General features: G+C 72.3%; 20 protein-coding genes. 12 read left to right on the top strand and 8 right to left on the bottom strand.

Annotation, left to right across the window (positions count from 1 at the left end; all coding sequences use genetic code 11):
- The first annotated feature begins 99 nt into the window (after positions 1-99).
- The 4 genes from OG371_RS27190 (at position 100) to OG371_RS27175 (ending at position 4,300) form a co-directional block, all read left to right on the top strand.
- Complete coding sequence (locus OG371_RS27190; RefSeq protein WP_329058033.1) at positions 100-1,437, top strand: MFS transporter; 1,338 nt, start codon at positions 100-102, stop codon at positions 1,435-1,437.
- A 109-nt stretch (positions 1,438-1,546) separates the two neighbouring features.
- Entirely contained in the window at positions 1,547-2,599 is a 1,053-nt protein-coding gene (locus OG371_RS27185; protein WP_329058031.1) for a 2,3-butanediol dehydrogenase, read from the top strand.
- A gap of 34 nt (positions 2,600-2,633) precedes the next feature.
- Positions 2,634-3,386 (top strand): SDR family NAD(P)-dependent oxidoreductase, encoded by a 753-nt coding sequence (locus OG371_RS27180; RefSeq protein WP_329058029.1) that lies wholly within the window; start codon positions 2,634-2,636, stop codon positions 3,384-3,386.
- A 29-nt stretch (positions 3,387-3,415) separates the two neighbouring features.
- Entirely contained in the window at positions 3,416-4,300 is an 885-nt protein-coding gene (locus tag OG371_RS27175; protein WP_329058027.1) for a hypothetical protein, read from the top strand.
- 74 nt (positions 4,301-4,374) lie between these two features.
- Here OG371_RS27175 and OG371_RS27170 read toward each other — a convergent pair whose 3' ends face one another.
- Positions 4,375-5,250, bottom strand: coding sequence for an LLM class F420-dependent oxidoreductase (locus OG371_RS27170; RefSeq protein WP_329058025.1), 876 nt, complete (start codon positions 5,248-5,250; stop codon positions 4,375-4,377).
- A gap of 279 nt (positions 5,251-5,529) precedes the next feature.
- On the opposite strand from OG371_RS27170, the gene OG371_RS27165 reads away from it, so the two are divergent.
- Positions 5,530-6,720 carry a Coenzyme F420 hydrogenase/dehydrogenase, beta subunit C-terminal domain gene (locus OG371_RS27165; protein WP_329058023.1) on the top strand — a complete coding sequence of 397 codons (1,191 nt, stop codon included), beginning with the start codon at positions 5,530-5,532 and terminating at the stop codon, positions 6,718-6,720.
- A gap of 57 nt (positions 6,721-6,777) precedes the next feature.
- Here OG371_RS27165 and OG371_RS27160 read toward each other — a convergent pair whose 3' ends face one another.
- The 5 genes from OG371_RS27160 to OG371_RS27140 form a co-directional block, all read right to left on the bottom strand.
- Entirely contained in the window at positions 6,778-8,019 is a 1,242-nt protein-coding gene (locus OG371_RS27160; RefSeq protein WP_329058021.1) for an epoxide hydrolase family protein, read from the bottom strand.
- Positions 8,016-8,969 carry an SMP-30/gluconolactonase/LRE family protein gene (locus OG371_RS27155; protein ID WP_329058019.1) on the bottom strand — a complete coding sequence of 318 codons (954 nt, stop codon included), beginning with the start codon at positions 8,967-8,969 and terminating at the stop codon, positions 8,016-8,018. Before OG371_RS27155 ends, OG371_RS27160 begins: the two co-directional genes overlap by 4 nt.
- A 58-nt stretch (positions 8,970-9,027) precedes the next feature.
- Entirely contained in the window at positions 9,028-10,323 is a 1,296-nt protein-coding gene (locus OG371_RS27150) for an MFS transporter (RefSeq protein ID WP_329058017.1), read from the bottom strand.
- A 132-nt stretch (positions 10,324-10,455) separates the two neighbouring features.
- Positions 10,456-10,902, bottom strand: coding sequence for a TIGR03618 family F420-dependent PPOX class oxidoreductase (locus OG371_RS27145; RefSeq protein ID WP_329058015.1), 447 nt, complete (start codon positions 10,900-10,902; stop codon positions 10,456-10,458).
- Positions 10,903-11,085: 183 nt separating this feature from the next.
- Entirely contained in the window at positions 11,086-11,649 is a 564-nt protein-coding gene (locus tag OG371_RS27140) for a CGNR zinc finger domain-containing protein (protein ID WP_329058013.1), read from the bottom strand.
- 81 nt (positions 11,650-11,730) lie between these two features.
- Here OG371_RS27140 and OG371_RS27135 point away from each other — a divergent pair, with 81 nt between their 5' ends.
- The 4 genes from OG371_RS27135 to OG371_RS27120 all read left to right on the top strand — a co-directional run bounded on the left by OG371_RS27135 (position 11,731) and on the right by OG371_RS27120 (position 15,894).
- Positions 11,731-13,095 carry an MFS transporter gene (locus OG371_RS27135; protein WP_329058011.1) on the top strand — a complete coding sequence of 455 codons (1,365 nt, stop codon included), beginning with the start codon at positions 11,731-11,733 and terminating at the stop codon, positions 13,093-13,095.
- Positions 13,096-13,125: 30 nt separating this feature from the next.
- Complete coding sequence (locus tag OG371_RS27130) at positions 13,126-14,247, top strand: epoxide hydrolase family protein (protein WP_329058009.1); 1,122 nt, start codon at positions 13,126-13,128, stop codon at positions 14,245-14,247.
- Between the two features lie 149 nt (positions 14,248-14,396).
- Entirely contained in the window at positions 14,397-15,512 is a 1,116-nt protein-coding gene (locus OG371_RS27125; protein WP_329058007.1) for an NAD(P)/FAD-dependent oxidoreductase, read from the top strand.
- A 31-nt stretch (positions 15,513-15,543) separates the two neighbouring features.
- On the top strand, positions 15,544-15,894 hold the full coding sequence (locus tag OG371_RS27120) for a RidA family protein (protein WP_329058005.1): 351 nt from the start codon (positions 15,544-15,546) through the stop codon (positions 15,892-15,894).
- Here OG371_RS27120 and OG371_RS27115 read toward each other — a convergent pair.
- The gene (locus OG371_RS27115) at positions 15,878-17,452 is read right to left on the bottom strand and encodes a PucR family transcriptional regulator (protein ID WP_329058003.1); all 1,575 of its coding nucleotides are present in this window, start codon (positions 17,450-17,452) and stop codon (positions 15,878-15,880) included. The genes OG371_RS27120 and OG371_RS27115 overlap by 17 nt on opposite strands.
- 123 nt (positions 17,453-17,575) lie before the next feature.
- On the opposite strand from OG371_RS27115, the gene OG371_RS27110 reads away from it, so the two are divergent.
- The 3 genes from OG371_RS27110 to OG371_RS27100 are packed head-to-tail and all read left to right on the top strand — an operon-like array spanning position 17,576 to position 24,119.
- Entirely contained in the window at positions 17,576-19,288 is a 1,713-nt protein-coding gene (locus OG371_RS27110) for a serine hydrolase (RefSeq protein WP_329058001.1), read from the top strand.
- Positions 19,285-20,646: a serine hydrolase domain-containing protein gene (locus OG371_RS27105; RefSeq protein WP_329057999.1), complete on the top strand. Its 1,362-nt coding sequence runs from the start codon at positions 19,285-19,287 to the stop codon at positions 20,644-20,646. The genes OG371_RS27110 and OG371_RS27105 overlap by 4 nt, the downstream gene beginning before the upstream one ends.
- Positions 20,643-24,119 carry an indolepyruvate ferredoxin oxidoreductase family protein gene (locus OG371_RS27100; RefSeq protein ID WP_329057997.1) on the top strand — a complete coding sequence of 1,159 codons (3,477 nt, stop codon included), beginning with the start codon at positions 20,643-20,645 and terminating at the stop codon, positions 24,117-24,119. The genes OG371_RS27105 and OG371_RS27100 overlap by 4 nt, the downstream gene beginning before the upstream one ends.
- 3 nt (positions 24,120-24,122) lie before the next feature.
- Here the strand turns inward: OG371_RS27100 and OG371_RS27095 are convergent, their stop codons facing one another.
- Positions 24,123-25,601 carry an amidohydrolase family protein gene (locus tag OG371_RS27095; RefSeq protein ID WP_329057995.1) on the bottom strand — a complete coding sequence of 493 codons (1,479 nt, stop codon included), beginning with the start codon at positions 25,599-25,601 and terminating at the stop codon, positions 24,123-24,125.
- Positions 25,602-25,695 lie beyond the last annotated feature (94 nt).

Here is a 25,695-nt window from a genome sequence, read left to right as displayed (position 1 = left end):
GATGTGTGGGCTGCCCGGCTCGGCGGTCGCACCCTGTGCGCCACCCCGTCTCCGCACGGGACCAGCCCCAACGGCACCCAGGACAGTAGAGGGACACCGATGACGGACAGCACTCCTACGACGACCGGCGACGAAGCCACGTCCGGTACGCCATCCACCCCCGTCGCGCGCATCGACCCCCGGGAGGCGCGCACCGTCGTGCTGTCGAGCGCGGTCGGCACGACCATCGAGTTCTACGACTTCGCGCTCTACGGCCTCGCCTCGGCGCTGGTCTTCGCCCCCCAGTTCTTCCCGACCGCCAACCCGGTCGCGGGCCAGCTCGGCGCGCTCGCCTCGTTCGCCATCGGCTTCTTCTTCCGCCCCGTGGGCGGCATCGTCGCCGGGCACTTCGGGGACCGGATCGGCCGCAAGCAGGTGATGATCTGGAGCTTCCTGGTGATGGGCTTCTCGACGCTGCTGATCGCCTTCCTGCCGACCTACTCGACGATCGGCCTGGCCGCCCCCGCGCTGCTGGTCCTGCTGCGCGCGATCCAAGGCATCGCCGCGGGCGCCGAGTGGGGCGGGGCGGCGCTGATGGCCGTGGAGCACGCGCCGCCGGAGAAGCGCGGGCTCTACGGGTCGGCCCCGGCGTTCGGCACCACGGCGGGCCCGCTCCTCTCGACCACCGTGTTCGTGGTTCTCTCGGCGGTCAACCCCGGCGGATTCGTCGGGGGTGGCTGGCGCATCGCCTTCGGGCTGAGCTTCGTCCTGCTCGTCTTCGGGTTCTACCTGCGGCGGCGCGTCACCGAGAGCCCGCTGTTCGAGTCGGCGCTGGCGCACGAGCCGCCGCGGGTGCCGCTGATCCCGGTCCTGCGCAAACACCCGCTCGGGGTGCTGCGCGCCATGTCGTGGGTGCTGGTGAGCGGGGCGACCGGTTACGTCGTCAACACCTACGGGATCACCTACGCGATCCAGAGCACCGGCGCCTCGCGAGGGACGGTCCTCATGATCCTCAACCTCAGCTACGTGTTCGGCCTGATCGCGCTCCTGACGGTCGGGCGCCTGGTCGACCGCAGGCGCCGCACCGTGCTCATCACCGTCGCAGTGCTCCAGATCCCGGCTGCGGTCCTGCTGTTCCCGCTGATGGCGCTCGGCAGCATCGTGGCCGTGGCCATCGCCTTTTGCCTGGTGTTCTTCGCGGTGGGGGCCATCGAGGCGACCCGCGGGTCGGTGCTCGCGGCGCTGTTCCCCGTCGCGATCCGCTACAGCGGGGTGTCGCTGTCCTACAACCTCGCCTACGTGATGGCCGGCCTCGCGCCGCTGGCCACCGCGTCCATCGTGGCCTCGACCGGCACCGTCACCTGGATGGTCGTCCTGCTGGCGATCGCCGCGCTGATCGCCCTGCCGGTCGCCTTCGTGGAGCCGCGCAGCGGGCCCCGCGTCGTCGTCGAGGACTGAGCGTCCCGGTTCCCGGAACGAACGCTGCCCCGCCCGATACCGGGCGGGGCACGATCACCCGTGGCAGGGTGGCCCCGCTGGCCGCCGCTCCGCACACGAGGAGGAAGGCATGAAGGCACTGCGGTGGCACGGACGCGGCGACATCCGCCTCGACGACGTCCCCGTGCCGGTCCCCGGCCCGGCCGAGCTCCTCGTCAAGGTGACCTGGTGCGGCATCTGCGGTTCCGACCTCAAGGAGTGGCAGGCCGGGCCGGTCGTCATCGCCGACGGCCCGCACCCCGCGACCCACGCCGAGCCCCCGATCACGATGGGGCACGAGTTCGTCGGGGTGGTCGCCGACGTCGGGCCGGCCGTCGCCGGATGGGCGGCCGGGGACCGCGTCGCGCTGGAGGCCGAGTTGCGCTGCGGTGCCTGCCGGCAGTGCCGGCGCGGCGACTACCACCTCTGTGACATGGCGGCCTACCTAGGCTTCAACGCCGACGGCGGCCTGGCGGAGTACGTCACCGTCGACCCGGCGCAGGCCGTGCGCATTCCCGACGACGTCGACGACGAAGCCGCGGCCCTGCTCGAGCCGCTGGCGGTCGCCGTGCACGCCGTCCGCCGCGGCACCCCGGACATCGGCGACTCGGTCGCGGTGCTCGGCGCGGGGGCCGTCGGGCTCGGCGTGACGGCGGTGGCCCGCGCCCACGGCGCCGGGCTGATCACCATCGTCGACCCGCTCGCGCGCCGCACCGGCCTCGCCCGCGAATTCGGGGCGGACCGGACCTTCGCGGACGCGGCGACGGCCGGCGAGCACGACGAGGACGCGGAGCTGCGCGCCACCGGCGGCTACGACGTCGTCGTCGAGTGCTCGGGCCAACCCACCGCACTCGCCTCGGCGATCGCGCTCACCCGCCGCGGCGGGGTCGTCGTCACGGTCGGACTGCACAGCGAGCCGGTGACGTTCGACCTCAACGAGCTGACCATGAACGAGCGCGACATCCGCGGGTCGCTGGGTTACCAGCGCGACTTCCCGCGCGCGCTGGCGCTGCTGGCCGCCGGGAAGATCCCGGCCAAGCCGATGGTCACCCGGCGCACGGACCTCGGCCACGTGATCGACGACGGCTTCACGGCGTTGCTGGAGCACGGCGCGGACCACATCAAGATCCTTGTCGGGCCCTGAGAACCGCCCCGACGACTGCAGAGGAAGAGGAGAGATGAGCAACCAAGGTGTGATCGTCACCGGTGCGGCCACCGGCCTCGGCCGGGCCATCGCCGCCCGGCTGGGCCGTGACGGGTACCAGGTCGCGGTGACCGATGTCGACGCCGACGGCGCGAAGCGCGTCGCCGCGGAGATCGAGGAAGCGGGCGGCCGGGCCGAGTCGTGGCGGCTCGACGTGGCCGACCCCGCGGCGGTGGAGAGCACCGTGACCGCGATCGCCGAGCGATTCGGCGGCCTCTACGGGCTGGTGAACAACGCCGGAGTGGGGCGGGCGACCCCGTTCCTGCAGATGCGGGTGGAGGACTGGGACCAGGTCCAGGCCGTCAACGCCCGGGGCGTGTTCCTCATGTCGCGCCACGTCGCCCCCCTGCTGGTGGCGGCGGGTGGCGGGGCCATCGTCAACATCTCGTCGATCGCGGGCCGCGACGGGTTCCCCCTGTGGTCGCACTACGCCGCGTCCAAGCACGCCGTCATCGGCCTGACCCGCGCGATGGCCCGGGAGCTGGGGCCCGACCAGGTCCGCGTCAACGCCGTCTGCCCCGGCGTGATCAAAACCGCCATCTGGAGCGCCGAGGCGCAGCAGGTCGACGACCCGGACGCGTTGATGGCGGAGTTCGCCTCGCGGATGCCGCTGCGCCGGCCGCAGACGGCCGACGACGTCGCGGGCGCCACCGCGTTCCTGCTCTCGCCCGACGCCAACAGCATCACCGGCCAGTCGCTGGGCGTCGACGGCGGACTGCTGACCTGACCGACACACCGACCGAGGAGACGACACGCATGGGAACCGGTCCCACGATTGAAGTGCTGTGCGCCTCGCACAGCCCCCAGATGGCCCAGGACGTCGAGAAGCGCGAGGGCCTGCGGTTCCGCGCCGGCTTCGAACGGGTGGCCGCGGCCGTCCAGGAGTTCGACCCGACCCTCCTGGTGTACTTCGGGCCCGACCACATGCGGGCCCTGGCGGGTATCGCCCCGTGCTTCACGGTGGTGGAGACCGCCACCGGCTACGGCGACTGGGGCACGCCGAAGGAGGACTACCTGGTTCCCCCGGAGCGCACCGAGGCACTGACCGACCACCTGGTCGCCGCGGGGATCGACATCGCGGTCGCGGAGCACCTCTCGCTGGACCACGGCTTCGGGCAGACGACGGCGGACCTGTTCGGCTCGCTCGCCGCGGTGCCGATGATCCCCATCGTCATCAACTGCGTCGGCACCCCGCTCGCCACGCTGGAGCGGACCGCGGCACTCGGCCGAGCGGTCGGAGACCACCTGCGCACGCTGCCCGACGACGAGCGGGTGCTCGTCGTCGCCTCGGGCGGCATCTCCCACGCCCCGCCATCGCTGATCCCCGGGGTCAAGAAGCTCTCCGAGGCGGAGCGGCAGGCCCTGATCGCCGACAACATCGCCAAGGCCGCCGAGGCGATCAACCCGGGCTGGGACGAAGACTTCCTCGCACGCATGGCCGGTGACTCCTGGTCGTCAATGGCGACCCTTACCCCGGCCGAGCTGCAACCGGCCGGCACGGGCGGTGCCGAGGTCCGGACCTGGGTCGCGGCCCAGTTCACCGGCGGCAGGCCGCTGGCGACGGTGGCCTACGAGCCGGTCGAGGAATGGATCACGGGCATGGGAGTCGCCGCGTCGGCCGGCCTCACCCCCGCCTCCTGACGGAGGCAGCGCGCACCATGCGAAGGAGGGGCCACCCCGCGTCCGGGGTGGCCCCTCCTTCGTGCGCCGGGGGATCAGCTCGGGGCGTCGGCCAGCCGCAGCTCCCTGGCCACCCGCTCCAGGACGTCGAGGTGCTCGTCGACCGTGGTCAGCCCCTGCTTCATGGTGTCCACCGCGAGGTGAGTCGCTCCCCTGTCGCGCCACGCCTCGACCTCGGCGACGAGCCCATCGAGGTCGCCCTTCCAGCGGCCCCGGGCGTGCATGCCGATCTCCGCGGGGTCGCGGCCGGCGTCGCGGGCGGACTTCTCGATGATCGCGATCGCCTCGTCGAGCGCGGGGCCCGGCGCCATCTCGGGGAACCAGCCGTCGCCCAGGCGTCCGGCCCGGCGGTAGGCGGGGGCGGAGTGCGCACCGAACCAGATCGGGATCGGGCGCTGGATCGGCATCGGGGCGAGCCCGGCCGCGGTGACCCGCTCGTGCTCGCCGGCGAACGTGACGATCCGCTCGGTCCACAGCCTGCGCAGCAGCGTCACCTGCTCGTCGCTGCGCCGACCGCGGTTGTGGAACTCCTTGCCCAGCGCCTCGTACTCCACGGCGTTCCAGCCCACGCCCACGCCCAGGCGGAACCGGCCACCGGTGAGCAGGTCCACCTCGGCGGCCTGCTTGGCCACCAGCGCGGTCTGGCGCTGGGGCAGGACCAGGATTCCGGTGACCAGCTCGAGTTCGGTCAGCGCGGCGAGGTAGCCGAACAGGACCATCGGTTCACGGAAGGTGGTGTGCACGTCGTAGGCCCCGGTCCACGGTGCGTGGACCTCCGGGTCGGCACCGACGACGTGGTCGTAGACCATCACGTGGCGGTAGCCGAGCTCTTCGACGCGCTGGGCGTACCGGCGGATGCCGGCGGTGTCCGCGCCGATCTCGGTCTGCGGGAGGACGACTCCGATGTGCACCAACTGCTCCTCAGTGGACGGGTCAGGACGCGACGCACGCACAGTCGAACCTAGGCAGCGCGCGGAAGACCGAGCACGCTTCGTTCCGGGCGCCGGAACGAAGCGCGGCGCCCGGGGGGTGCGACCCCGCATCGTGGTACGGGATCGTTCACCCCGAGAAAGGATCGACACGTCGTGACCTCGCGCGGAGCACCTCGCACACTGCAGGAAGTCGTCACGTCCGGGCTCTGCACCGGATGCGGGCTCTGCGCAAGCCTGACCGGCGGGGAGGCCGTCCGGATGGGCTTGAACGCGTCGGGGCACTCCCGCCCGGCCTTCCTCGGGCCGCTGCCGGCGGCGACCGAGCAGCGCATCCTCGCCGCCTGCCCCGGCGCCACGCTCACCGGTGAGGGCCGCCCCGCAGGGGCGCGCACCACCGCCGCCTGGGGCCCGGTCCGGGCGTTGCACCGGTCGTGGGCGGGCGACGAGGCAGTGCGCCACCGCGCCGCGGCGGGCGGCACGCTCACCGCGCTGGGCCGGTTCCTGCTCGAAACCGGGGAGATCGACGCCGTGGTACAGGTGCGGGCGTCGACGACGACCCCGTGGCTGACCGACGCACTGGTCTCGACCGACCCCGACACGGCGCTGAGCGGTGCCCAGTCGCGCTACGGCCCGGCGGCTCCGCTGGTGAACATCAAACGGCTGCTCGACGAGGGGCTGCGGTTCGCGGTGCTCGCCAAGCCGTGCGACATCTCGGCGGTGCGCTCGCTGGGCCGCGTCGACCCGCGGGTCGACCAGCAGGTGCGCTACCTGCTGACGATCTTCTGCGGGGGCGTGCACAACGAGAAGGTCCCGCTCCAGATCATCCGGCACCACGGCGTGGAGACGGATGAGGTGAGCGTCTTCCGCTACCGCGGGGACGGCTGGCCCGGGCCGACCCGGGTGGAGACCACCGACGGCACCCGGCACGACCTGACCTACGAGCAGGCGTGGCACACCACCGGCGCCCAGAGCTGGCGCTACGACCTGCAGTTCCGGTGCAAGATCTGCCCGGACGCGGTCGGCGAGTCCGCCGACCTGTCCGCCCCGGACGGCTGGATCCTGCGCGACGGCAAGCCCATTTACGAGGAGGCGCCCGGGACGAACGCGCTGCTCGTCCGGACCGCGCGGGGTCAGGACCTCGTCCGGCGCGCCGTCGCCGCCGGAGCGCTGGTGCTTTCCCCGCTCTCGACCGTGGAACTCGAACAGATGCACGTCAACCACCTCGACCGCCGCCTCGGCGCCCCGGCGCAGCAGCTGGCCCTGCAGGTGACGGGCTCGCGTCGCGTCGCGCTGCGCAAGTACCGGCCGCTGGCCGCTCTCCGGGCGGCGGGCCCCCGGCGGCTGTGGCAGCAGTTCGCCGGCACTCTGCGCCGGATCCGGCGCCACGACAACGTCGAGCCGATGGTCGACCCGGCATCGCTGCCGGCGCGTACGGGCTCCGGCTGCTGAGACGGCCGGTGGCCGCCGCCCGAGTGGGCGGCGGCCACCGGCGACCAACCCCGTGGCTCAGCGCAAGGTGCGGAAGAACGTCACGGCGTCGTCGACGAAGGTCGCGGGTACCTCCGCCGGTGCGAGGTGGCCGCCTTCGTCGTGGACGCGGTACTGCTGGAGGTTGAAGTACTTCTCGGTGAAGGTCCGTGGGGGCTTGTAGGACTCGCCAGCGAAGATGCTGACCGCGGTCGGCACTCCCACCACGGGGAACCGGTCGTGCGAGGGCGTCCACGGATTTCCGCGGGACTCCCAGTAGTAGCGCGACGACGTGCCACCGGTGTTGGTCAGGAAGTAGACCGCCGCCGTGGTAACGAGGTCCTCCTTCGGCCACGCCCGCTCGAACGCCGCCACGCCGGCCCCGCGCTCCGCCAGGCCGCCGATGTAGCGCCGGTCCGTGATCCAGGCGAGCTGGCCCGCCGGGGAGTCGGCGAGCAGCGCGGCCAGGGTCTGCGGCTTGGTCAGCTGGATCGCGCCGTAGCCGCTCTCGTTCCCGGCGAACTGCTTGCCGCGGGCGAACCAGCCTTCTTCGTCATCGCTGTATTCGCTCTCGGCCGGCACGCCCAGGACCGGGTCGTAGGCAACCCCGGGCGGGGCGTCGGGGTGCTTGGGCAGGTAATGGCTCAGCTGCGCGGGAAAGTGCGTGTAGACGCCGATGACGTCCTGCTCGTACTTGTGGCCGTGCTGCTGCGCGATCAGTCCGCCCCAGTCGCCGCCGGCGGTGGCGTAGCGCTCGTAGCCCAGGACGTCGCGCATCAGGGCGTGCTCCAGGTCGGCGGTGTTCCACCAGTTCCAGCCCGTGTGGGTGAGCGGCGAGGAGAAGCCGTAGCCCGGCAGCGAGATCAGCACGACGTCGAAGGAGTCGGCCGGGTCGCCGCCGTGGGCCGCCGGGTCGGTGAGCGGCCCGATCACCTTGCGTAGCTCCCAGAAGGTCCACGGCCAGCCGTGGTGCAGGAGCAGCGGCATCGGGTCCGGGCCCGTGCCCTTCACGTGGATGAAGTGCAGCGGCACACCCATGAGCTCGACCTTGAACTGTGGCAGCTCGTTCATCCGCCGCTCGACGTCACGCCAGTCGTACTCGTCGATCCAATACCGCACCAGCCGACGGAGGTAGTCGCCGTTGTGGCCGTAGCGCCAGTCCTCGTTCCCGAAGTCCGGCGCGAAGCGGGTGCGCCGCAGCCGCTGCTCCAGGTCGTCGAGGTCGTCCTGGGGGATGTCGATTTTGAACGGGGTCACGTGCTGCTGTCGGCCTGCGGTCACGCAGGAACCTCCTCGTCGGGGGGAAGGCGGACTTCGGTGAAGTTGAGCCGGAGCCCGGGGCAGTGCCATTCCATGGCGTACAGCCGGCCGCGCGCGCCCGACGTGACGAACGCCGTGCGCAGGTCGTCTCCGCCGAAGGCGACGTTGGTGACGAGCGGGTCCGGCTCCGGCACTTCGTGCACGGCGACGGTCTCGCCGCGGGGGCTGATGACGACCACGGAACCCTCGACGAGAGTCGCGGCGGCGATGTTGCCCTCGGCGTCGACGCCGATGGAGTCGAAGGTCTTGACGTTCGGGAGCCGGTACAGGAAGTTCGCGCCGCCGTCGTGCGGCCCCCGCGCGAGGACGCCGGGCGACTCCACGTCCCAGTACCAGATCGCGGAGGTCAGCGTGTCGGCCACGTAGACCCGTGACCCGTCGGGCGAGAGCGCGACCCCGTTGGGGTGCCCGAGCGGGAACCCCACCTCGGTGATGCGGTCGAGCCCGGGTGAGATGTAGTACAGGCCGCCGCGGTCCTGGTGGCGGGGGTACGTCGAGGCGTTGTCGGTGAAGTAGATGCCTCCGGCGTGGTCGAACACCAGGTCGTTGGGCGCCCCCAGCGGCCGGCCGTCGCACTCCGTGAACAGCGTCTCCAGCGTGCCCGTCGCCAGGTCCGCAGCCTGGATGCGGCCGCCGATCCAGTCGTCGGCCCGGCCGGTCACGAGGTCGAGCCCGTCGCGCCGCGCCCACGAGAAGCCGCCGTTGTTGCAGAGGTAGAGCCGGCCGTCCGGCCCGACGGCCGCCCCGTTCGGGCCGCCCGGGACGTCCAGGATCCGGTCCACCCGCCCCTCGGGGAAGATCCGCGTGACGGTCCCGCGCCGGATCTCGACGACCAGGACCGATCCGTCCGGCGCCACGACCGGGCCCTCCGGGAAGCTCAGTCCCTCGGCCAGGAGCTTCATCTCTGTCATGCGGGGACCATCTCTCGATGCGGCTCTGCAGCGAAGAACGTCATGGTATTCCGTCCTTTCAGACGTGCGCTTGCCGACGATCCGACCGGGTGATCGGGTTGCCGAGGTCCTCCAGGGACGACCGGTTCGTCTCCCGGGCCCACAGCGCCGCGGCGGCGGCGACCACGGAGGTGATGGACACGATCCAGGCCGCGGGCGACCAGTCCAGCGAGCCGCCGACCAGCGTGGTCGCGAACAGCGGCGTGAATCCGCCGACGACGAAGCCGATCTGCATGCCGAGTGACATGCCGCTGTAGCGAACCTTGACGTTGAACAGCTCGGCGAAGAACGCCGGGTACACCCCGGTGGGCATGGCGCTTCCGACCGCGATGATGACGATGCCGACCACGAAGACGAGCGGGACGTCCAGCGCCGAGATCGCGGAGAGGTAGGGCCAGATCAGGACGGCGCAGAGGAGAATTCCGCCGGCGAAGACCGGCCGTCGCCCGTACCGGTCGGACAGCAGCGCCATCAGCGGGATCGTGATCGAGGACAGGACGTTCCCACTGATCGTGACCCACAGCATCGTCGACGACGCGATGCCGGCGCGGACCGCGAAAGAGAGTCCGAACGACTGCATGACGATGAGCGGGACGCTCGACAGTGTCATGAGCGCGACCTGGGCGAGCTGCTTCGGGTGGGTCTTGAGCATCGTCACGATCGGAAGTTTCTGGATCTCGCGCTGCTCCGCCGCCTCCTCGAAGATCACCGGCTCGGCGAGGGTCCGGCGGACGAGGAAGGCAACGACGAGGACCAGGGCCGAAGCCAGGAACGGGATCCGCCAGCCCCAGGCAAGCCGATCAGCTTCGTTCATGGCAGCGATCGGGAGGAATGCGACAGCGGACAGGATGAGACCGCCGGCGATGCCGGACATCGTGAACGACGGGTAGAAGGCGCGTTTGCCGATCGGCGATTCCTCCATCGCCACGGATGCCGCGCCCGCGGTCTCCCCGCCGGCCGAGACACCCTGCAGCACCCGCATCAGCACGAGCAGGATGGGTGCCCAGGTGCCGGCCTGACCATAGGCCGGCAGCAGCCCGATCAGGAACGTCGACATGCCCATGAGCGACAGCGTCATCACCAGGGTGCGCTTGCGCCCGATGCGGTCGCCCAGGTGCCCCCAGAGAATCGCGCCGAACGGCCGGGCGACGTAGGCGACACCCAACGTGGCGAAGGACGAGATGGTGGCGAGGGCGGGATTGCCGGCCGGGAAGAAGATCTTCGGGAAGACGATGGTCGCGGCCGTCCCGTAGAGGTAGAAGTCGTAGTACTCGAGAGTCCCGCCCAGGTAAGCCGCGAGAGCCGCTCTCCGCACCCTCTTCTTCTGTTCCGCCCCTGACGGCTTGGCCACCGCGTGGTGGAGGTCGGCGCTCATGTCTTCCCTCTCATCGAGTTGGTGGCGGCACGACCTCGGAAGGCGCGCCCGCTCAGGTCCGGGGGGCGAGGGCTACTGATGATTCGCCGACACGAGGTCGCGGGTCTCGGCCGGCGGATCCTCGGTGCGGTAGCCGAACCGGTCGACCGCGATCTTGAAGATCAGCCGCTGCTGGCCGTCGGGCAGCAGCTCCGACGCCGGCCTGCCGCCGCGGTACTTGGTCACCAGCTTGGCGAAGTGCTCGGCGTTGTCATCGGGCTCGTGGGCGACGACGCGACCGGTGATGGTCACGCACTGGTACGGATTCAGCAGCGAGGTGACGCACACCGTGACGCGAGGGTCCGCAAGCAGGTGCTTCGCCCAGGCTCGACCGGGGACCCCGTTGACGACGACGTGGTCGCCGGCGAGATCCACCCAGACCGGGGTCACCGCAGCGCTGCCGTCGGAGCGAATCGTGCCCAGGTAAGCGAAGTTGCGGCCTTCGATCATGGACCGGCATTCGGCGGTCAGCTCTGGCATAGTCCCTCTCCCTCTGCGGTTCGGTCTTCGGACGGCCGAAACAACGTGGGCCGAGGACCGACGCTGCCAGCAAGCCGGGTCCGTCGGTCCGGCATGTTCCGGCACGCGGAACAGCGCCCGGCACGCGGCCGCGACGAGCGTCAGCCGGCATGATCAGCGACCGGCCCGGCGGGGTGCCGACCCTCAGCGAGGGTTGTTCCGGCTCCGGTAGGCCGCGACACTGGCCCGGTGCGCGCAGGTTCGGGTGCAGTACTGCTTCGAGCCGTTGCGCGAGAGGTCCGCGAAAGTGGCCCGGCAGGTCGGCCCGGCGCACACCCCGAGACGAGCGGGACCGAGCGTGGCGATCACCGAGGCCAGTGCGCTGAGCGTGATCGCGGCCAGGTGCGCCGAGCAGCGGTCGGTGTCGGAGGTCACCTCGGTCCACCAACGGTCGTGATCGTGACGCAGCGCCGGGGTGGCGCGGCTGCGACGCAGCCCGCCGTTGATCAGGTCCGCGACTCCGGCCGCGTCGGTGCTCGCTCGTTCGAGCACGGCACGCACCGTCTCACGCACCTCGCGGACTTCCGCCAGGTCGGCGCGGGTGAGACGCCGCCGCGGACCGGCCGTTCCGGCCGGGGGATGGCCGTCGAGGAAGTCCCGCAGTTGCTCCACGGTCTCGAGCTCGTCCTCGCCCTTGACCGGCTTCAAGGTGTTGGCAAGGTCGACGGCCGTCTGGACCGCCGACGTGCTGTAACACGCATCCAGCATTTGACGTGTCTCCTCGGGTTCCGTAGCGTGACACTCAAACCGGATGTCACATGTCACAACCATACGGGAGAGGAGGCGATGATGCCGCAGGCGATCCCGTCCGAAGAGGCTCCCGGCAAGGAGGCGGACCCGGCACCGGACGGACGGCGGCTGGGGCTCACCCTGGGACTGCTGGTGCTGCCGATGTACGTGGCGCTCGGCGCACCGTCGGTGGCGCTGCCGGCCATCGGCCGCGCGCTCGCGGTGCCGTTCGGGGCCACCGCGTGGATCCTCGCCGCCTGGTCGCTGACCTCCGCGCTCGCGATGCCGGTCGCGGGCCGGCTGCTGGCCCGGTGGAACCCCTTCCAGGTCCTCGTCACCGGGGTCGTGACCCTCGCCGCGGGCTCCGCGCTGGCGGGATTCGCCCCGACGCTGCCGGTCGTGATCGCCGGCCGGCTGATCGGTGGCGCCGGGGCGGGTGCGACCGTGATCGCTGTCTTCGCCGCCGCCACCGCCCTTCCCGGGCGGGACCGGATCCGCGCGCTCGGGATCATCGCCGCCGCCAGCGCGACCGCGTCGGGGTCCGGGACGCTGCTGGGCGGGGCGGTCACCGCCTGGCTGGGCTGGCGCGCCGTGCTCGCGATCCCGGTCCTCGCACTGCCCCTCCTGCCGGCCGCCCTGCCGAGCAGGCGCGTGTTGACGCGGAAGAGCGGCGGCCCGGCCGGGCGATTCGACGTCGTCGGCGCGGCCGTGCTGTCGGTGCTCGCCGGTTCGGTGATCACGGTGCTGCAGGCCCACTCGGTCGGCCTGCCCGGACCGGTCACGCTCGTCGTGACCGCCGCCGGGGTGCTCGCCGCCGCGGGACTGTGGTGGCGCGTGCGGCGCACGCCCGACGGGTTCGTGCCCCGGCGGGTGCTCACGGCCCGCGGTTTCCCGGCGGCCGGGCTCATCGGCGGGACGGTCTTCGCCGGCTACTACGGGGTGCTGTTCCTCGCCCCGTCCCTGATCGAGCAGGCCACCGGCGGCGGCCCCCTCGAAGCCGGCGTGCTCCTGGTCCCGGCCGCCGCCTGCTCCGTACTGGCCGGGCGGCTGATCGGCACGTTGACCGGCCGGTTCACCGGCTGGCAGGTGTCGGCCGGGCTCGCCGCGGTCACCGTCGCCGGCGTGCTCGTGGTCGCGGTCTGGACCGGGCCGGTCCCGGTCATCCTCGGCACGGCGCTCACCGTGTGCGGGTTCGCCGGCGCCCAGGCCGTACTGGTGGGCCTCGCCACCGACCTCGTCGCCACGAGCGACCGCGACACCGCACAGAGCCTGCTCAACTTCATGAACGCACTGGGTGGCGGGATCGGCCCGGCCGCGGTCGCGGGCCTGTCCGGCATCGTGCCTGTGCCGGTGGCCCTCACCGTGCTCGCAGCACTCCCCCTGTGCGGGCTCATCGTCAGCCTGACCCGGCGCCCCGGCGCCTGATCCGGCAAAACCTCACCGAGGAAGGAAGCCATGGTCGCCAAGCCGTTCGAAGTCAGCGTCACCGAAGCCGAGATCGCGGATCTGCGCGAACGGCTGCGCCGGACGCGGTGGCCCGAGCCCGAGCCGGTGGACGACTGGTCACAGGGATTGCCGCTGGCCTACGCGCAGGACCTGTGCCGCAGCTGGGCCGAGGACTACGACTTCGGATTCGCCCAGCGGCTGAACGCTTTCCCGCAGTACCGCGACACGATCGACGGGCTGGGCATCCACTTCCTGCACGTCCGCTCCCCGGAGCCGGACGCGTTCCCGTTGGTGCTCACGCACGGGTGGCCGGGTTCGGTGCTCGAATTCCTGGAGATCCTCGGCCCGCTGACCGATCCACGCGCGCACGGCGGCGATCCGGCGGACGCGTTCCACGTGGTCGCGCCCTCGTTGCCCGGCTACGGCTGGAGCGACAAGCCGTCGACGACCGGGTGGGGCGTCACGCGCATCGCGCGCGCCTGGGACACGTTGATGGTCTCGCTGGGTTACGAGCGCTACGGCGCGCAGGGCGGTGACTGGGGCTCGGCAGTGTCCGGTGCACTGGGCGAGGTGGCGCCCGAGCGGGCCGCGGCCGTGCACCTGAACCTGGGATCCGTGGCAGCGGGCACGTTCGACGACCCGACACCGTCGGAACTGGCGAACCTCGAGGCGGAGAAGGAGTTCCAGCGCACCGGCCGGGGGTACTCGGCGCTGCAGGCGACCCGGCCGCAGACGCTCGGCTACGGCCTCACCGACTCCCCGGCGGGCCAGGCCGCCTGGATCGCCGAGAAGTTCCGGGCCTGGACCGACCACGACGGCCACCACGAAGACGCGGTGTCGCGGCAGCAGATCCTCGACGAGATCTCGGTCTACTGGTTCACCGCCTCGGCCACGTCGTCGGCGCGCCTATATTGGGAAAGCTTCGCCAACTTCCGGGACAAGGTCACCGCGCCGGCCGGACTGTCGGTCTACCCGCGCGACATCACCCGCCCGTCGCGGCGGGAGGCCGAACTGCGGTTCACCGACCTGCGCTGGTTCGAGGAACTGCCACGAGGAGGCCACTTCGCCGCGCTGGAGCAGCCGGAGTCGCTGGTCGAGCAGGTGCGCGGGTTCTTCCGCCTCTTCCGCTGACCGTCCGTCCCGAGTGGACGTTCGGCACGAGAAGGTGGCGTCGAGTCGCGGGCGGGAACGGTTGTCTTGTCGGTGATGCAGACATCACCGTCGACGGTTTTCGTCCCGTGCACAAGCCTTGGCCCACCCGGGCGGCCGACACTCACGGAATGACACGGGAGCGGGTAATCATCGTCGGTGGTGGCATCGCGGGTGTTTCTCTTGGCAGTGAACTCGCCCTCGACCACGACGTGATCTTGCTCGAGGCGGAGTCCTCGCTCGGCGTGCACAGCACGGGGCGGTCGGCCGCCTTGTTCATGACCGGCTACGGTCCGGCTCCCGTGCGGGAGCTGACGCGACGCAGCGAGGCGGAGTTCGCCCGGCTGTCGGCGCTCCCGGACATGCCCGCCTTGCTGGCCCCGCGCGGCGGCTTGCTGACCGCGTGGGACGAGCCGGGCGCCGCCGCGCTGGAGGCCATGATCGCGGCTCAACCGGCGATGACGGCCCTGACCGCGGAGCAAGCCTCGGCGCTGTGCCCCGCGCTGCGAACCGACGACGTGCTGCTGTGCGGGTACGACCCCAGCACCCGCGACATCGACGTGCACGCGCTCCACAGTTATTACGCGGCAACCCTTCGCCACCGCGGCGGCGAGATCGTCACCGGCGCCCGCCTCGCCGCCACCACCCGGCTCGCCTCCGGGTGGGACGTCGAAACCGCGGACGGCCGGCGGTGGCAGGGCGACGTGCTCGTCAACGCGGCCGGCGCCTGGGGGGACGAGGTCGCCGGGCTCTGCGGCGACGCCGGGCACGGCTTGTCCCCGCGGCGGCGCACGGTGGTGATCTCGCGCCCGGCACGACCCGTCGCCGGCGCCTGGCCGGTGGTCGCCGACATCGCGGAGACCTGGTACTTCAAGCCGGAGGGCGGCGCGGTGCTGATGTCGCCGGGCGACGAGAGCGAAGTGCTTCCCGGGGACGTCAAACCGGACCCGCTCGACGTGGCGCTGGTGCTCGAACGGGTCAACGCGGTGACGACGTTGCAGCTGCGCAGCGTCCGGACGAGCTGGGCCGGGCTGCGCACGTTCGCGCCGGACCGGGCGCCCGTGGTCGGCCGGCACGCCGGCGAACCCGCGTTGTTCAGCTTCGTCGGCCAGGGCGGTTACGGCGTCCAGATGGCACCGACGCTGGCGAAGGCGGGCGCCGAACTGTTCCGCACCGGCACGCTGGCCGACCGCGCGCTGGCGGCCGCCATCGCCGCGGACCGGCTGCCGGCCAAGCTCGATCACTGACCAGTCCGCATTTCCCGACCGAGGAGTTCTCGTGACCATCCCGCTGTCACCGTCCTTTCGCGCCGGCGACCTCCTGTTCGTCTCGGGCCAGCTCGGCCTCGGCGACACAGGCCTCGTTCCGGGCGGAGTCGCCGAGGAAACCCGTCAGGCGATTTCCAACGTTTCCAAGGTTCTCGCCTCCCACGACGCACACTTGAGCGATGTCGTGAAGGCCACGGTGTTCCTGACCTCGATGGCGGACTGGCCGGCCATGAACGAGGTCTACGCCGAGCTCTTCGCCGACCCGTACCCGGCGCGCTCCGTCGTCGAAGTGACCCTGATCGGTGGTGCGCTGGTCGAAATCGAGGTGATCGCCCACGCCCCGGTCAAGCCGGCGCCCTGAGGCGGATGTCCACCATGAGCTCGAACCGGGTATCCGCGTCGTCCAGGTCGACGGCGAAGAGCTCGTGCAGCCGGCGCACGCGGTAGCGCAAGGTGTTCGTGTGCACCCCGAGGGACTTGGACACCACGGCCGGATCGCCGAACGAGCCCAGGTAGACCCGCATGGTCGGGCCGTAGCTCGTTCCATGGGCCGAGTCGTAGTCGTCGATGTCGTCCAGCACGCTGCGCCGCCCGGCCCGGCGGGCCGATTCCAGCTCCGCGAGGCGGAGCATGCTCACCGCGAGGCCGACCTCGCCGACCTCGGCGCACCCGTCATGGCTGCGCGCGCCGGCGAGCACCTGCAGGACCCGATCGGCCTCCTCGCGAGCTTCGTCGAGATCGTCGAGGCCGGCCACCGGTCCGCTCACCCCGATGACGACCTGCTCGGGCGAGTCGAGGCGGGCCGCGGCGCGGGCAGCGAGCACGACCTTGCGCACCGCCGCCAAGCTCTCGCCGGGATCGGCGGAGCCGGGGATCACGGCGTACACGACGTCGTCGATCCGCGCGATCGCGCTTGCTTCGCACGTCACGGAAAGGTGTTGCTTGAGGGCCGTCGCGCAGCGGTCGAGCAGGGCTTCGTTCCCGTTCGCCGCCCGGGTGGCGGCGATGGCGGCCAGCCGGTACGCGGCCCCGGCCAGCCCCAGCCGGCGGCCGGCCCCGGCCGCACCCGCCCCGCCACGCAGCAGCAGCGTCATCGACGCCAGGTCGTGCCGGCGCCGCAGGTCGGTGATGAGCCGGTGGTGGGCCAGCCGGACGGCGATGCTCCGGGCGGCTTCCGCCAGCGCCGCGGTGCGCGCGGCGTCGAGCGGCGTGTCGGTGACCGCCCAGATCGAGCCGAGCACCTCGCCGTGCTCGCGCAACGTCACCACGGTGCGCGAGTGGATGTCCGGTTCGGAGGACTTCAGGAAGAAGGGTTCCGTCTCCCGCAACAATCTCTTGGTGACGCCGAGCCGCCGCACCTGGTGGCGGAACGAGGTGGGGACGCGGTGCCCGAGGATCGTGGCGGCGCGGGCCACGTCCACTTCCCCCTGCAGCGCGGAGTAGGCCAGCAGGCGTGACTGGTTGTCCTCGATGGTGATGGGGGCGTCGAGCGTGCCGGCGAGCGCGTTGGCGACCGCGAACAGGTCGCTGATCACCTCGGACCCGGAGTCGGCGTGGACCGGGGGCAGCTGCCCCGGCAGGGACGAGGCGATCGCGAACACGCTCGACCACGGGCAGCCGGCCGGCACGACGAGGAGAGCGACCCCGGCGTCGAGGGCCTCGGCCAGCAGCGGCTGCCCCACCGGTCCGTCGTGCCGCACCACGAGCGCAGCCGGCCGCGCGGCGGCCAGCCGCAGCGCCAGTGCGGACTCCGCGCTCACGCCCACCGCGAGCACCAGCGCCCCCGCTTCGAAAGCCGGAGCGTCCAGCGGGTCGTAGACGACCACGTCGGTGAAGTCGCCGGTGACGTCGGCCGGGGCGACGGCCAAGGTGGCGAGCTCGTGGCCGAGCCGGTTCAGCAGGTCGTGGATAGCGGGCACCGCTCCAGCATGGCCGGTCGAGCGGCCCGAACCTAGTGCCGGGGCAACAACCGTAACCGGCGGTTTTGCGCCTCACCACCAACACCGGGTGCCCGAGCCGCCCTAGCGTGAGGACATGAACAGGTGCTCGGCAGGCAGGGCCGTCTGATGGCCGACATCGACGCGATCCGCGCCTTCATCGCGGCCGAACAGGCCCGGTTCACCGTCCCGGGCCTGGCCGTCGCGGTCGTGTCCGACGGCGAAGTGGTGGTGTGCGACGGGTTCGGCCACGCCGACCTGGAGACCGGGCGGCCGGTCGACGCCGGCACGCCGTTCCCCCTCGCCTCCGACACCAAGGCCTTCACCGCCGCGACCCTCTGCCTGCTCGCGGACGCCGGGCTCGTCGACCTCGACGCCCCGGTCCGCGATGTGCTGCCGTGGTTCGCGATGCACGATCCGCACGCGACGGAGCTGGTCACCCCGCGCGATCTGCTCAGCCACCGGACCGGCCTGCCCCGGCACGACTTCCTGTGGTTCGGCGACGCCGAGATGTCGCTGGAAGAGACCACCCGGCGGCTGCGCCACCTGCCGGTGTCCCGGCCGCTGCGCACGGTGTGGGACTACAACAACCTGTGTTACCTCGCGGCCGGGCACCTCATCGAGGTGCTGACGGGTCAGCCGTGGGCGGCGGCCGTCCGCGCCCGCCTGCTGGCGCCGCTCGGGATGGCCGAAACCGTGTTCTCCGTGCAGGACGTGCCGGCCGGTGAGCCGGCGCAGCCCTACAAGGCCACGTCCACGGGCTTCGTCCGGCAGGCGCTGCCGGCGCGGGCCACGGCGGTCAAGGCCGGCCCCGCCGGCGGGATCGTGTCGACCATCGCCGATCTCGCCCGGTGGCTGTCGGCCCGGCTCGGCGGGCGGACCGACGTGCTGTCCGCCGCGGCGCTGGAGCAGCTGCACCGGCCCGCCATGCTCGGCGGCATCAGCATCGACCGCTTCGCCGAGATCGCCTCGCTGGGCTACGGCCTCGGCTGCCAGGTCGAGAGCTACCGCGGCCGGCGGCTCGTGCACCACGGCGGCAACACCCTCGGGTTCTCCTCGGACGTCTGCGTCGTCCCGGACGCCGGCCTCGGCGTCGCCGTGCTCACCAACCTCGACAGCAGCTTCCTGCGCCTGCCGCTGATCTACGGGATCGTCGACCGGTTGACCGGCGACACCACTGTGAGCTGGGGCGCCCGGTTCCACGACCTCCAGACCGCCCTCGACGCCGGCTACACCGATGCCCGCGAGCAGCGCCGGGCGCGGGCATCCGGGGCACCGCCGTCGCGGGCGCTCGACGGCTTCGCCGGCACCTACACCCATCCCGCCTACGGCGACCTGACCATCCGGCTCTCCGACGGCGAGCTCGTGCCGGGCTTCCACGACGCCACGAGCCGGATCCGGCTCGAGCACCGGGGGCACGACTCCTGGGACCTGGTGTTCGTCGACGAAGAGATCGACTGCCCGCTGGTGTTCACCCAGGACGCCGACGGTGCGGTCGCCGGCCTCTGCGTGACACTCGAGCCCCAGGTGGCCCCCGCCGTGTTCACCCGGCGACCCGAACCCGCGTCGGACGCGCTGCTCGCCGCGATGGCCGGCCGCTACCGGATGGGTCCGATCACCCTGACCATCCGCCCGCGCGGCTCGGAGCTCGTCGCCGTCTCCGACGTCCTCGGCGACCTCGTCCTCACGAGCGCGGGCGGTACCGCGTTCCGCTGCCCTGCCAAGCCCGGCATCGGCGTCACCGCCGACCTGGACCCCGACGGCGCCGTGCAGCGGATCGTCGTCGACCAGGTCGGCATCTTCCTCCCGGAGGCATGATGGACCCCGCCACCCTCGAAACCCGGCTCACCGAACTCGCCGGGAAGCACCAGGTCCCCGGCGCGAGCGTCGCCCTCGCCGTCGGCGACGAAACGGTGCTCGCCGCGACCGGGGTGCTGAACACCCGCACCGGCGCCCCCGCCACCGTCGACAGCGTGTTCCAGATCGGCAGCATCACGAAGGTCTGGACCGCGACGCTGGTCATGCAGCTCGTCGACGACGGGCTGCTCGACCTCGACGTCCCGATCGGCACCTACCTGCCCGGCTTCCGGGTCCTCGACGAGCGGATCACCGCCGGGGTGACCGCCCGGCACCTGCTGACCCACACCAGCGGCATCGGGGGCGACTTCTTCGCCGACACCGGCCGCGGCGACGACTGCCTCGCCCGCTACGTCGGCGAGATGGCCCAGCTCGCCACCACGCACCCGCTCGGCGCGACGATGAGCTACTGCAATTCCGGGTTCGCGCTGCTCGGCCGGCTCGTCGAGGTGCTGCGGAAGCAGACGTGGGACGCGGTACTGCGCGAACGCCTGCTCACGCCGCTCGGGCTCGACGCCGCCGGCACCCTTCCCGAGGAGGCGCTGCTGTGGGGCGCGGCCGTCGGCCACATCGGAACCGAGGTCACGGCGCAGTGGGGCCTGCCGCGCGCGGCCGGCCCCCAGGGGCTGATCCACGCCCGCGCCGTGGACCTGCTCACCTTCGCCCAGCTGCACCTGGCCGACGGCGTCACGGCCGCGGGAAAGCGGCTGCTGTCGGCCGAGGCGGCCCGGTCGATGCGCGCACCCCAGGTGGCCATCCCCGGGACGGACGCGGAGGGGACGCACGTCGGGCTCGGCTGGATGCTCGGCGACTGGGGCCGGCCGGTCTTCGGCCACGACGGGCAGACCCTGGGCCAGACCGCGTACCTGCAGGTCATCCCCGGCCCGGTACCCGTGTCGATCGCGCTGCTGGTCAACTCCGCCGACTCGGCCGAGCTCTACCGGGACCTGGTCGCGGAGCTGGCCGCCGAGCACGCGGGCGTCACCATGCCGGCCCGGCCGGAGCCGCCCGCCGCCCCGGTGGCGGCCGGCCCCGCGGACGTCACCGGCACTTACGAGCGCGTCCTGATGAGCTACGAAGTGGCCGACCACGGCGACGGGCTGGCGCTGGTCGCGCGCCCCAGCGGCGTGCTCGCGGCCTCGCTCGGCACCGACCGGATCGAGGCCGCGCTGGTCCCGATCGCCCCGGACACCTACGTCCTGCAGATCCCGGGTCGCTCGGAGTGGCTGTCCGTCATCTTCTACGACCTCGACGACGGGACTCGGTACCTGCACCTCGGTGGGCAGGCGGCCCCGCGCACCGGCCGGCCGGCGGCATGACCACGCCGGCCTCGCTCGACCACCGGTACCTGGCCGGCGAAGGGGTCGTCCACCTGACCGGCATCCAGGCCCTGGTGCGCCTCGCCCTGGACGTCCGGCGCGCCGACGCGGCGGCCGGCCACGACTCCGCGCTCTACGTCTCAGGCTACGAGGGTTCACCTCTGGGCGGCTACGACCTCGAGCTCGCCAAGCACGCCGCGCTCCTCGAGCAGCTCGACATCGTCTTCCGCCCGGCCGTCAACGAGGAGCTCGCGGCGACCGCGGTGCAGGGCACCCAGCTCGCCTCGACGATGCCGGACAAGCGCGTCGAAGGCGTCACGGGCTTCTGGTACGGCAAGTCACCCGGCCTGGACCGCGCGGCCGACGCCCTGCGCCACGCCAACCTGTGCGGCACCCACCACGCCGGGGGCGCCGTCGCGCTGGTCGGTGACGACCCGACCGCGAAGTCGTCCACCGTCCCCGGCGCGTCGGAGCTGCTGCTCGCCGATCTGGGCATGCCGACGCTCTACCCCGGGAGCCCGCAGGAGGTCCTGGACCTCGGCCTGCACGCGGTCGCCATGTCCCGGGCGAGCGGCCTGTGGACCGCACTGAAGATCGTCACGAACATCGCCGACGGGTCCGGCACCGTCCGCGTCGACCCGGACCGCCTGACCCGCGCGATGCCCTCCCGCGAAGTCGACGGCAAACCCTTCACGCACACGGTCACCGCCAAGCTGGCCGGACCGACGCTGATCGAGCTCGAACGCGGCCGCAACGGCCCCCGCCTCGAGCTCGCCCTGCGCTACGCCCGGCTGAACGGCCTGAACACCATCACCGGCGCCACGTCCGGCGCACGCCTCGGGATCATCGCCTCCGGCAAGTCCTACGCGGACGTGCGCCAGGCGCTGACCCTGCTCGGGCTCGGCGAGGCCGACCTCGCCGGGGCCGGGATCCGGCTGCTGAAGCTCGGCCTGATCCACCCGCTCGACCCGGAGATCGTCACCGAGTTCGTCTCGGGGCTCGACGAAGTCGTTGTCGTGGAAGAAAAGCGGCCGTTCCTCGAGACCGCCGTCAAGGACCTGCTCTTCGGCCGGTCCGGCGTGCCGCTGGTGACCGGCAAGACGACACCGGACGGCAGCAAGCTCTTTGCCACACACGGAGAACTCGGCCCCGACGAGGTCGCGGCCGCGCTGGCCGCCCGGATCCAGGCCCACGGGCACGTGCCGACGGTCGCGGACTGGCTGGAGCGCGGCCGTCCGCGCGCCCGGCGCGCCCTGCTCCCGCTCGCCGTCCGCACGCCGTACTTCTGCTCCGGGTGCCCCCACAACAGCTCGGTCCGGACACCCCCGGGCTCCCTGGTCGGCGCCGGGATCGGGTGCCACGCGCTGGCGCTGGTGATGACCCCCGATCTCGTCGGGGACGTCATCGGCCTGACCCAGATGGGCGGCGAAGGTGCCCAGTGGCTCGGCATGGCGCCGTTCCTCGAGCGCAAGCACCTGCTGCAGAACCTCGGCGACGGCACGTTCCACCACTCGGGCAGCCTCGCCGTGCGGGCGGCGGTCGCCGGTGGCGTCGACATCACCTACAAGCTGTTGTACAACTCCGCGGTCGCGATGACCGGCGGGCAGCAAGCGGCCGGCCAGATGACCGTCGCGGAGATCGCGCGCGCCCTGACCGCGGAGGGCGTCAAGAAGATCATCATCACGACCGACGACCTCAAGTCCTACCGCCGCCGCGGGTTGCCCCGCGGGGTCGAGGTCTGGCACCGCGACCGGATCGTGGCGGCCCAGGAGCGGCTGGCCGCCATCGGCGGGGTCACCCTGCTCATCCACGACCAGGAGTGCGCGACCGAGCTGCGCCGCAAGCGCAAGCGCGGCCTCGCCGCGGAGCCCGTCGAGCGCGTCGTGATCAACGAACGCGTCTGCGAGGGCTGTGGTGACTGCGGCGTCCAGTCGAACTGCCTTTCGGTGCAGCCGGTGGACACCGAGTTCGGCCGCAAGACCCGCATCGACCAGTCCTCCTGCAACAAGGATTTCTCCTGCCTCAAGGGCGATTGCCCGTCCTTCCTGACCGTCACGGCGGGCAAGAAGCGCCCGGCCCGGGGCGCCGTGGCCGCGCTCGGGACGTCGCTGCCGGAACCGCCCGCGGCCCCGGCCGGGTGGGACCACCACACCACCCGGATCCTCGGCATCGGCGGTTCCGGTGTCGTCACGGTGTCCCAGATCCTCGGGGTCGCCGCCGCCCTCGCCGGGCTGCGGGTCCGGTCGCTCGACCAGACCGGCCTGGCCCAGAAGGGCGGCGCGGTCGTCTCCGACCTCAAGATCAGCCGTGCCGACGACGGCGGCGCGAACAAGGCGGCCGCCGGCGAAGTCGACCTCTATCTGGGCGCCGACCTGCTGGTCGCCGCGGATCCGGCGCACCTGGCCGCCGCCGACCCCGGACGCACCGTCGCCGTCGTCTCGACCGCGAAGGTCGCGACCGGCGGCATGGTCGCCGACACCAGGGTGGGCTTCCCGGACGTCACCACCCTGACCGGCCTCATCGGCGAGCACACCGACCCGGCCAAGAACCTGTTCGCCGACGCGCGGGCGATCTCGAACGCGCTCTTCGGCCGGGACCAGTTCGCCAACCTGATCCTGGTCGGGGTGGCCTACCAGACCGGCGTCCTGCCGATCCCGGCCACCGCGATCGAGCAGGCCATCGAGCTCAACGGCGCCCAGGTCGACGCCAACGTCCAGGCCTTCCGCCGGGGCCGGCAGCTCGTGAGCGACCCGGACGCTTTTCACACCGCCGTGGGCACGGGCGCCCCGGCCGCGGCGCCCGTCGCCCCCGAGGTACAGGCACTGGTGGACAGCGTCGGCGCGCGGCCGGGTTCCGTGCTCGCCGAGCTGGTCGCGGTCCGCGTCGCCGATCTCGTGGCGTACCAGGACATCCGGTACGCCAAGGCATACGCCGATTTCGTCGCCGAGGTGCACCGGGCCGAAGCCGACCGCGGCGCGGTGTCCGAGGCGGTCGCGCGGCAGCTGTACAAGCTGATGGCCTACAAAGACGAGTACGAAGTCGCGCGCCTGTCGATCGGGAACGACGTGCGCGACGCCCTCGCGGCCGAGTACGGGCCGGACGCCAAGGTTGCCTACCGGCTGCACCCGCCGGTGCTGCGGGCCCTCGGGATGCGCGGGAAGATCAGCCTCGGCCCGTGGTTCAAGCCCGTTTTCCGCCTGCTCGTGGCGATGCGCCGGCTGCGGGGGACGCCGTTCGACCTGTTCGGCTACGCCGAGGTCCGGAAGGTCGAGCGCGCCCTCGTCGTGGAGTACCGCGACGCCGTGCGGGAAGCGCTCACGGCGTTGCGGCCGGAGAACGCAGATGTCGTGGTCAAGCTCGCCGGACTGCCCGATCTGGTCCGGGGTTACGAGGCGATCAAGCTTGGCAATGTGGCGAAGTACCGCCGTGAACTGGCGGCCGTCCGTGCCGAGCTGCTGCCCGCCGAGAGCTGACCGTCAGCGCGGTTCGGCGCGGACCGCTCGGCCCGGGTAGGCGGTCACATCGAGCTGCCCGTCCTTGATGACGAACGTGCCGCCCACCAGGAGGTGGCGCACCCCGCCGGACGGGCGGACCGGGTCGGCGGCGGTCGCGTGGTCCGTGATCGCCGCCGGGTCGAGCACCACGAGGTCGGCGTCGGCGCCGGGCGCGAGGAAACCCTTGGCCCGCATGGCCGGCGCGACACCGTCGAGGACGCGGGCGGGCAGGTGGGAACACCGCCGGAAGGCCTCGGGCCAGTCCCACAACGCGTGCTCGCGCACCATCAGCCGCAGACTGCGCGCGAACGTGCCCGCGGTGCGCGGATGGGTGGTGGCACCGGCGGGCAACGGCCACTCCCGCGTGTCGGCGCGTCGGTCCGGCCACTCGATCGGCATCGCGTCGCTGGCGACGATGGTGTCGGGGAAGGCTAGGGCGCGGCGCAGCAGTTCACGATCGGCCTCGGCGCGCTCGTCGAGGAACTCCACGAGGCAGGTCGCGGCCGGATCGAGGGCGCGGACCTCCTCGAGCCGGCGCTCGTCGGCGATCCGCTCGCCGGTGCCGAGCAGCACGATGTTCGACGGTGCCAGCCCGGCGGCGCGCAGGCGGTCCGGGGCGAGGAAGAACGCCCCGACCCCGGTGCTGCCCGTGCCGTACGGGTAGGCCTCCACGGTGACCGGCGCTCCGGCGGCCCGCGCGTCGTCGAGGGTCGCGAGGACCCGGTCCACGTGGCGGCGCGAGGTGCTGTTGACGTGGCAGTGGTGCATCGCGGCGCCGGTCTCCGCCGCCGCGATCGTGACCTCCCGGGAACCGTCGATCGGGGTGGTCGGGTCGACCTCGACGAGGTCGCGCACGTGGGTGTAGGTGGGCACGCCGGCGGCGGCCGCGAGCCGGGCCACGGCCAGGTACTCCCCCGGGTCCGAGCGCGGCGCGTACCCCAGGAGCACGCCGATGCCGAGCGCGCCGGCCGCGAGCTCGCCCTCCAGCAGCGCCAGCCACGCCGCGAGCTCGGTGGCCGACGAGTCGCGTTGCCAAGCAGGATTGCCGAGCAGTTCGAGCGAGCCGTCGAACCGGCTCGTGGGCTCGACGCCGGCCAGCACCTGGCCGCGAGCTTCGGCCCAGGAGGCGGAGTAGCCGTAGTTGAGCACGCGCCCGGCGGCCGCGGCTTCGGCGTAGGCACGCTCGACCGGCATGAGACCGGCCTCGAGGTCGAGGTTCGTCGTCACGCCGTCGAAGGCCTGCAAGCGTTGCCCCGCCACCGAATGGACGTGGCTGTGCAGGTCGACGAACCCGGGCCCGACGACGAGGCCGGTCACGTCCACGACCGTCGCTTCGGGTTCGAGAACCGGGACGGGGGACACGGCCGCCACCCGTCCGTCGCGCACCACGACGTCGGCCACCACCTCCGTGCCGGCCGCCGGGTCGATGACGCGGCCACCGCGCAGAATCGTCGTCTCCATGCCGGTCATTGTCGTGCCGCCGGCCGGGCCCGAACTTGGCGCATTCCACCAATGGGGCGGGGGTGCCTGGTGGAGTCGCACAGACACCGGCGCG

Origin of the sequence: Amycolatopsis sp. NBC_01480 (assembly GCF_036227205.1) — a bacterium.
In the GTDB taxonomy this organism is placed as follows: Bacteria; Actinomycetota; Actinomycetes; order Mycobacteriales; family Pseudonocardiaceae; genus Amycolatopsis.
This window is presented reverse-complemented; position numbering and strand designations above follow the sequence as displayed.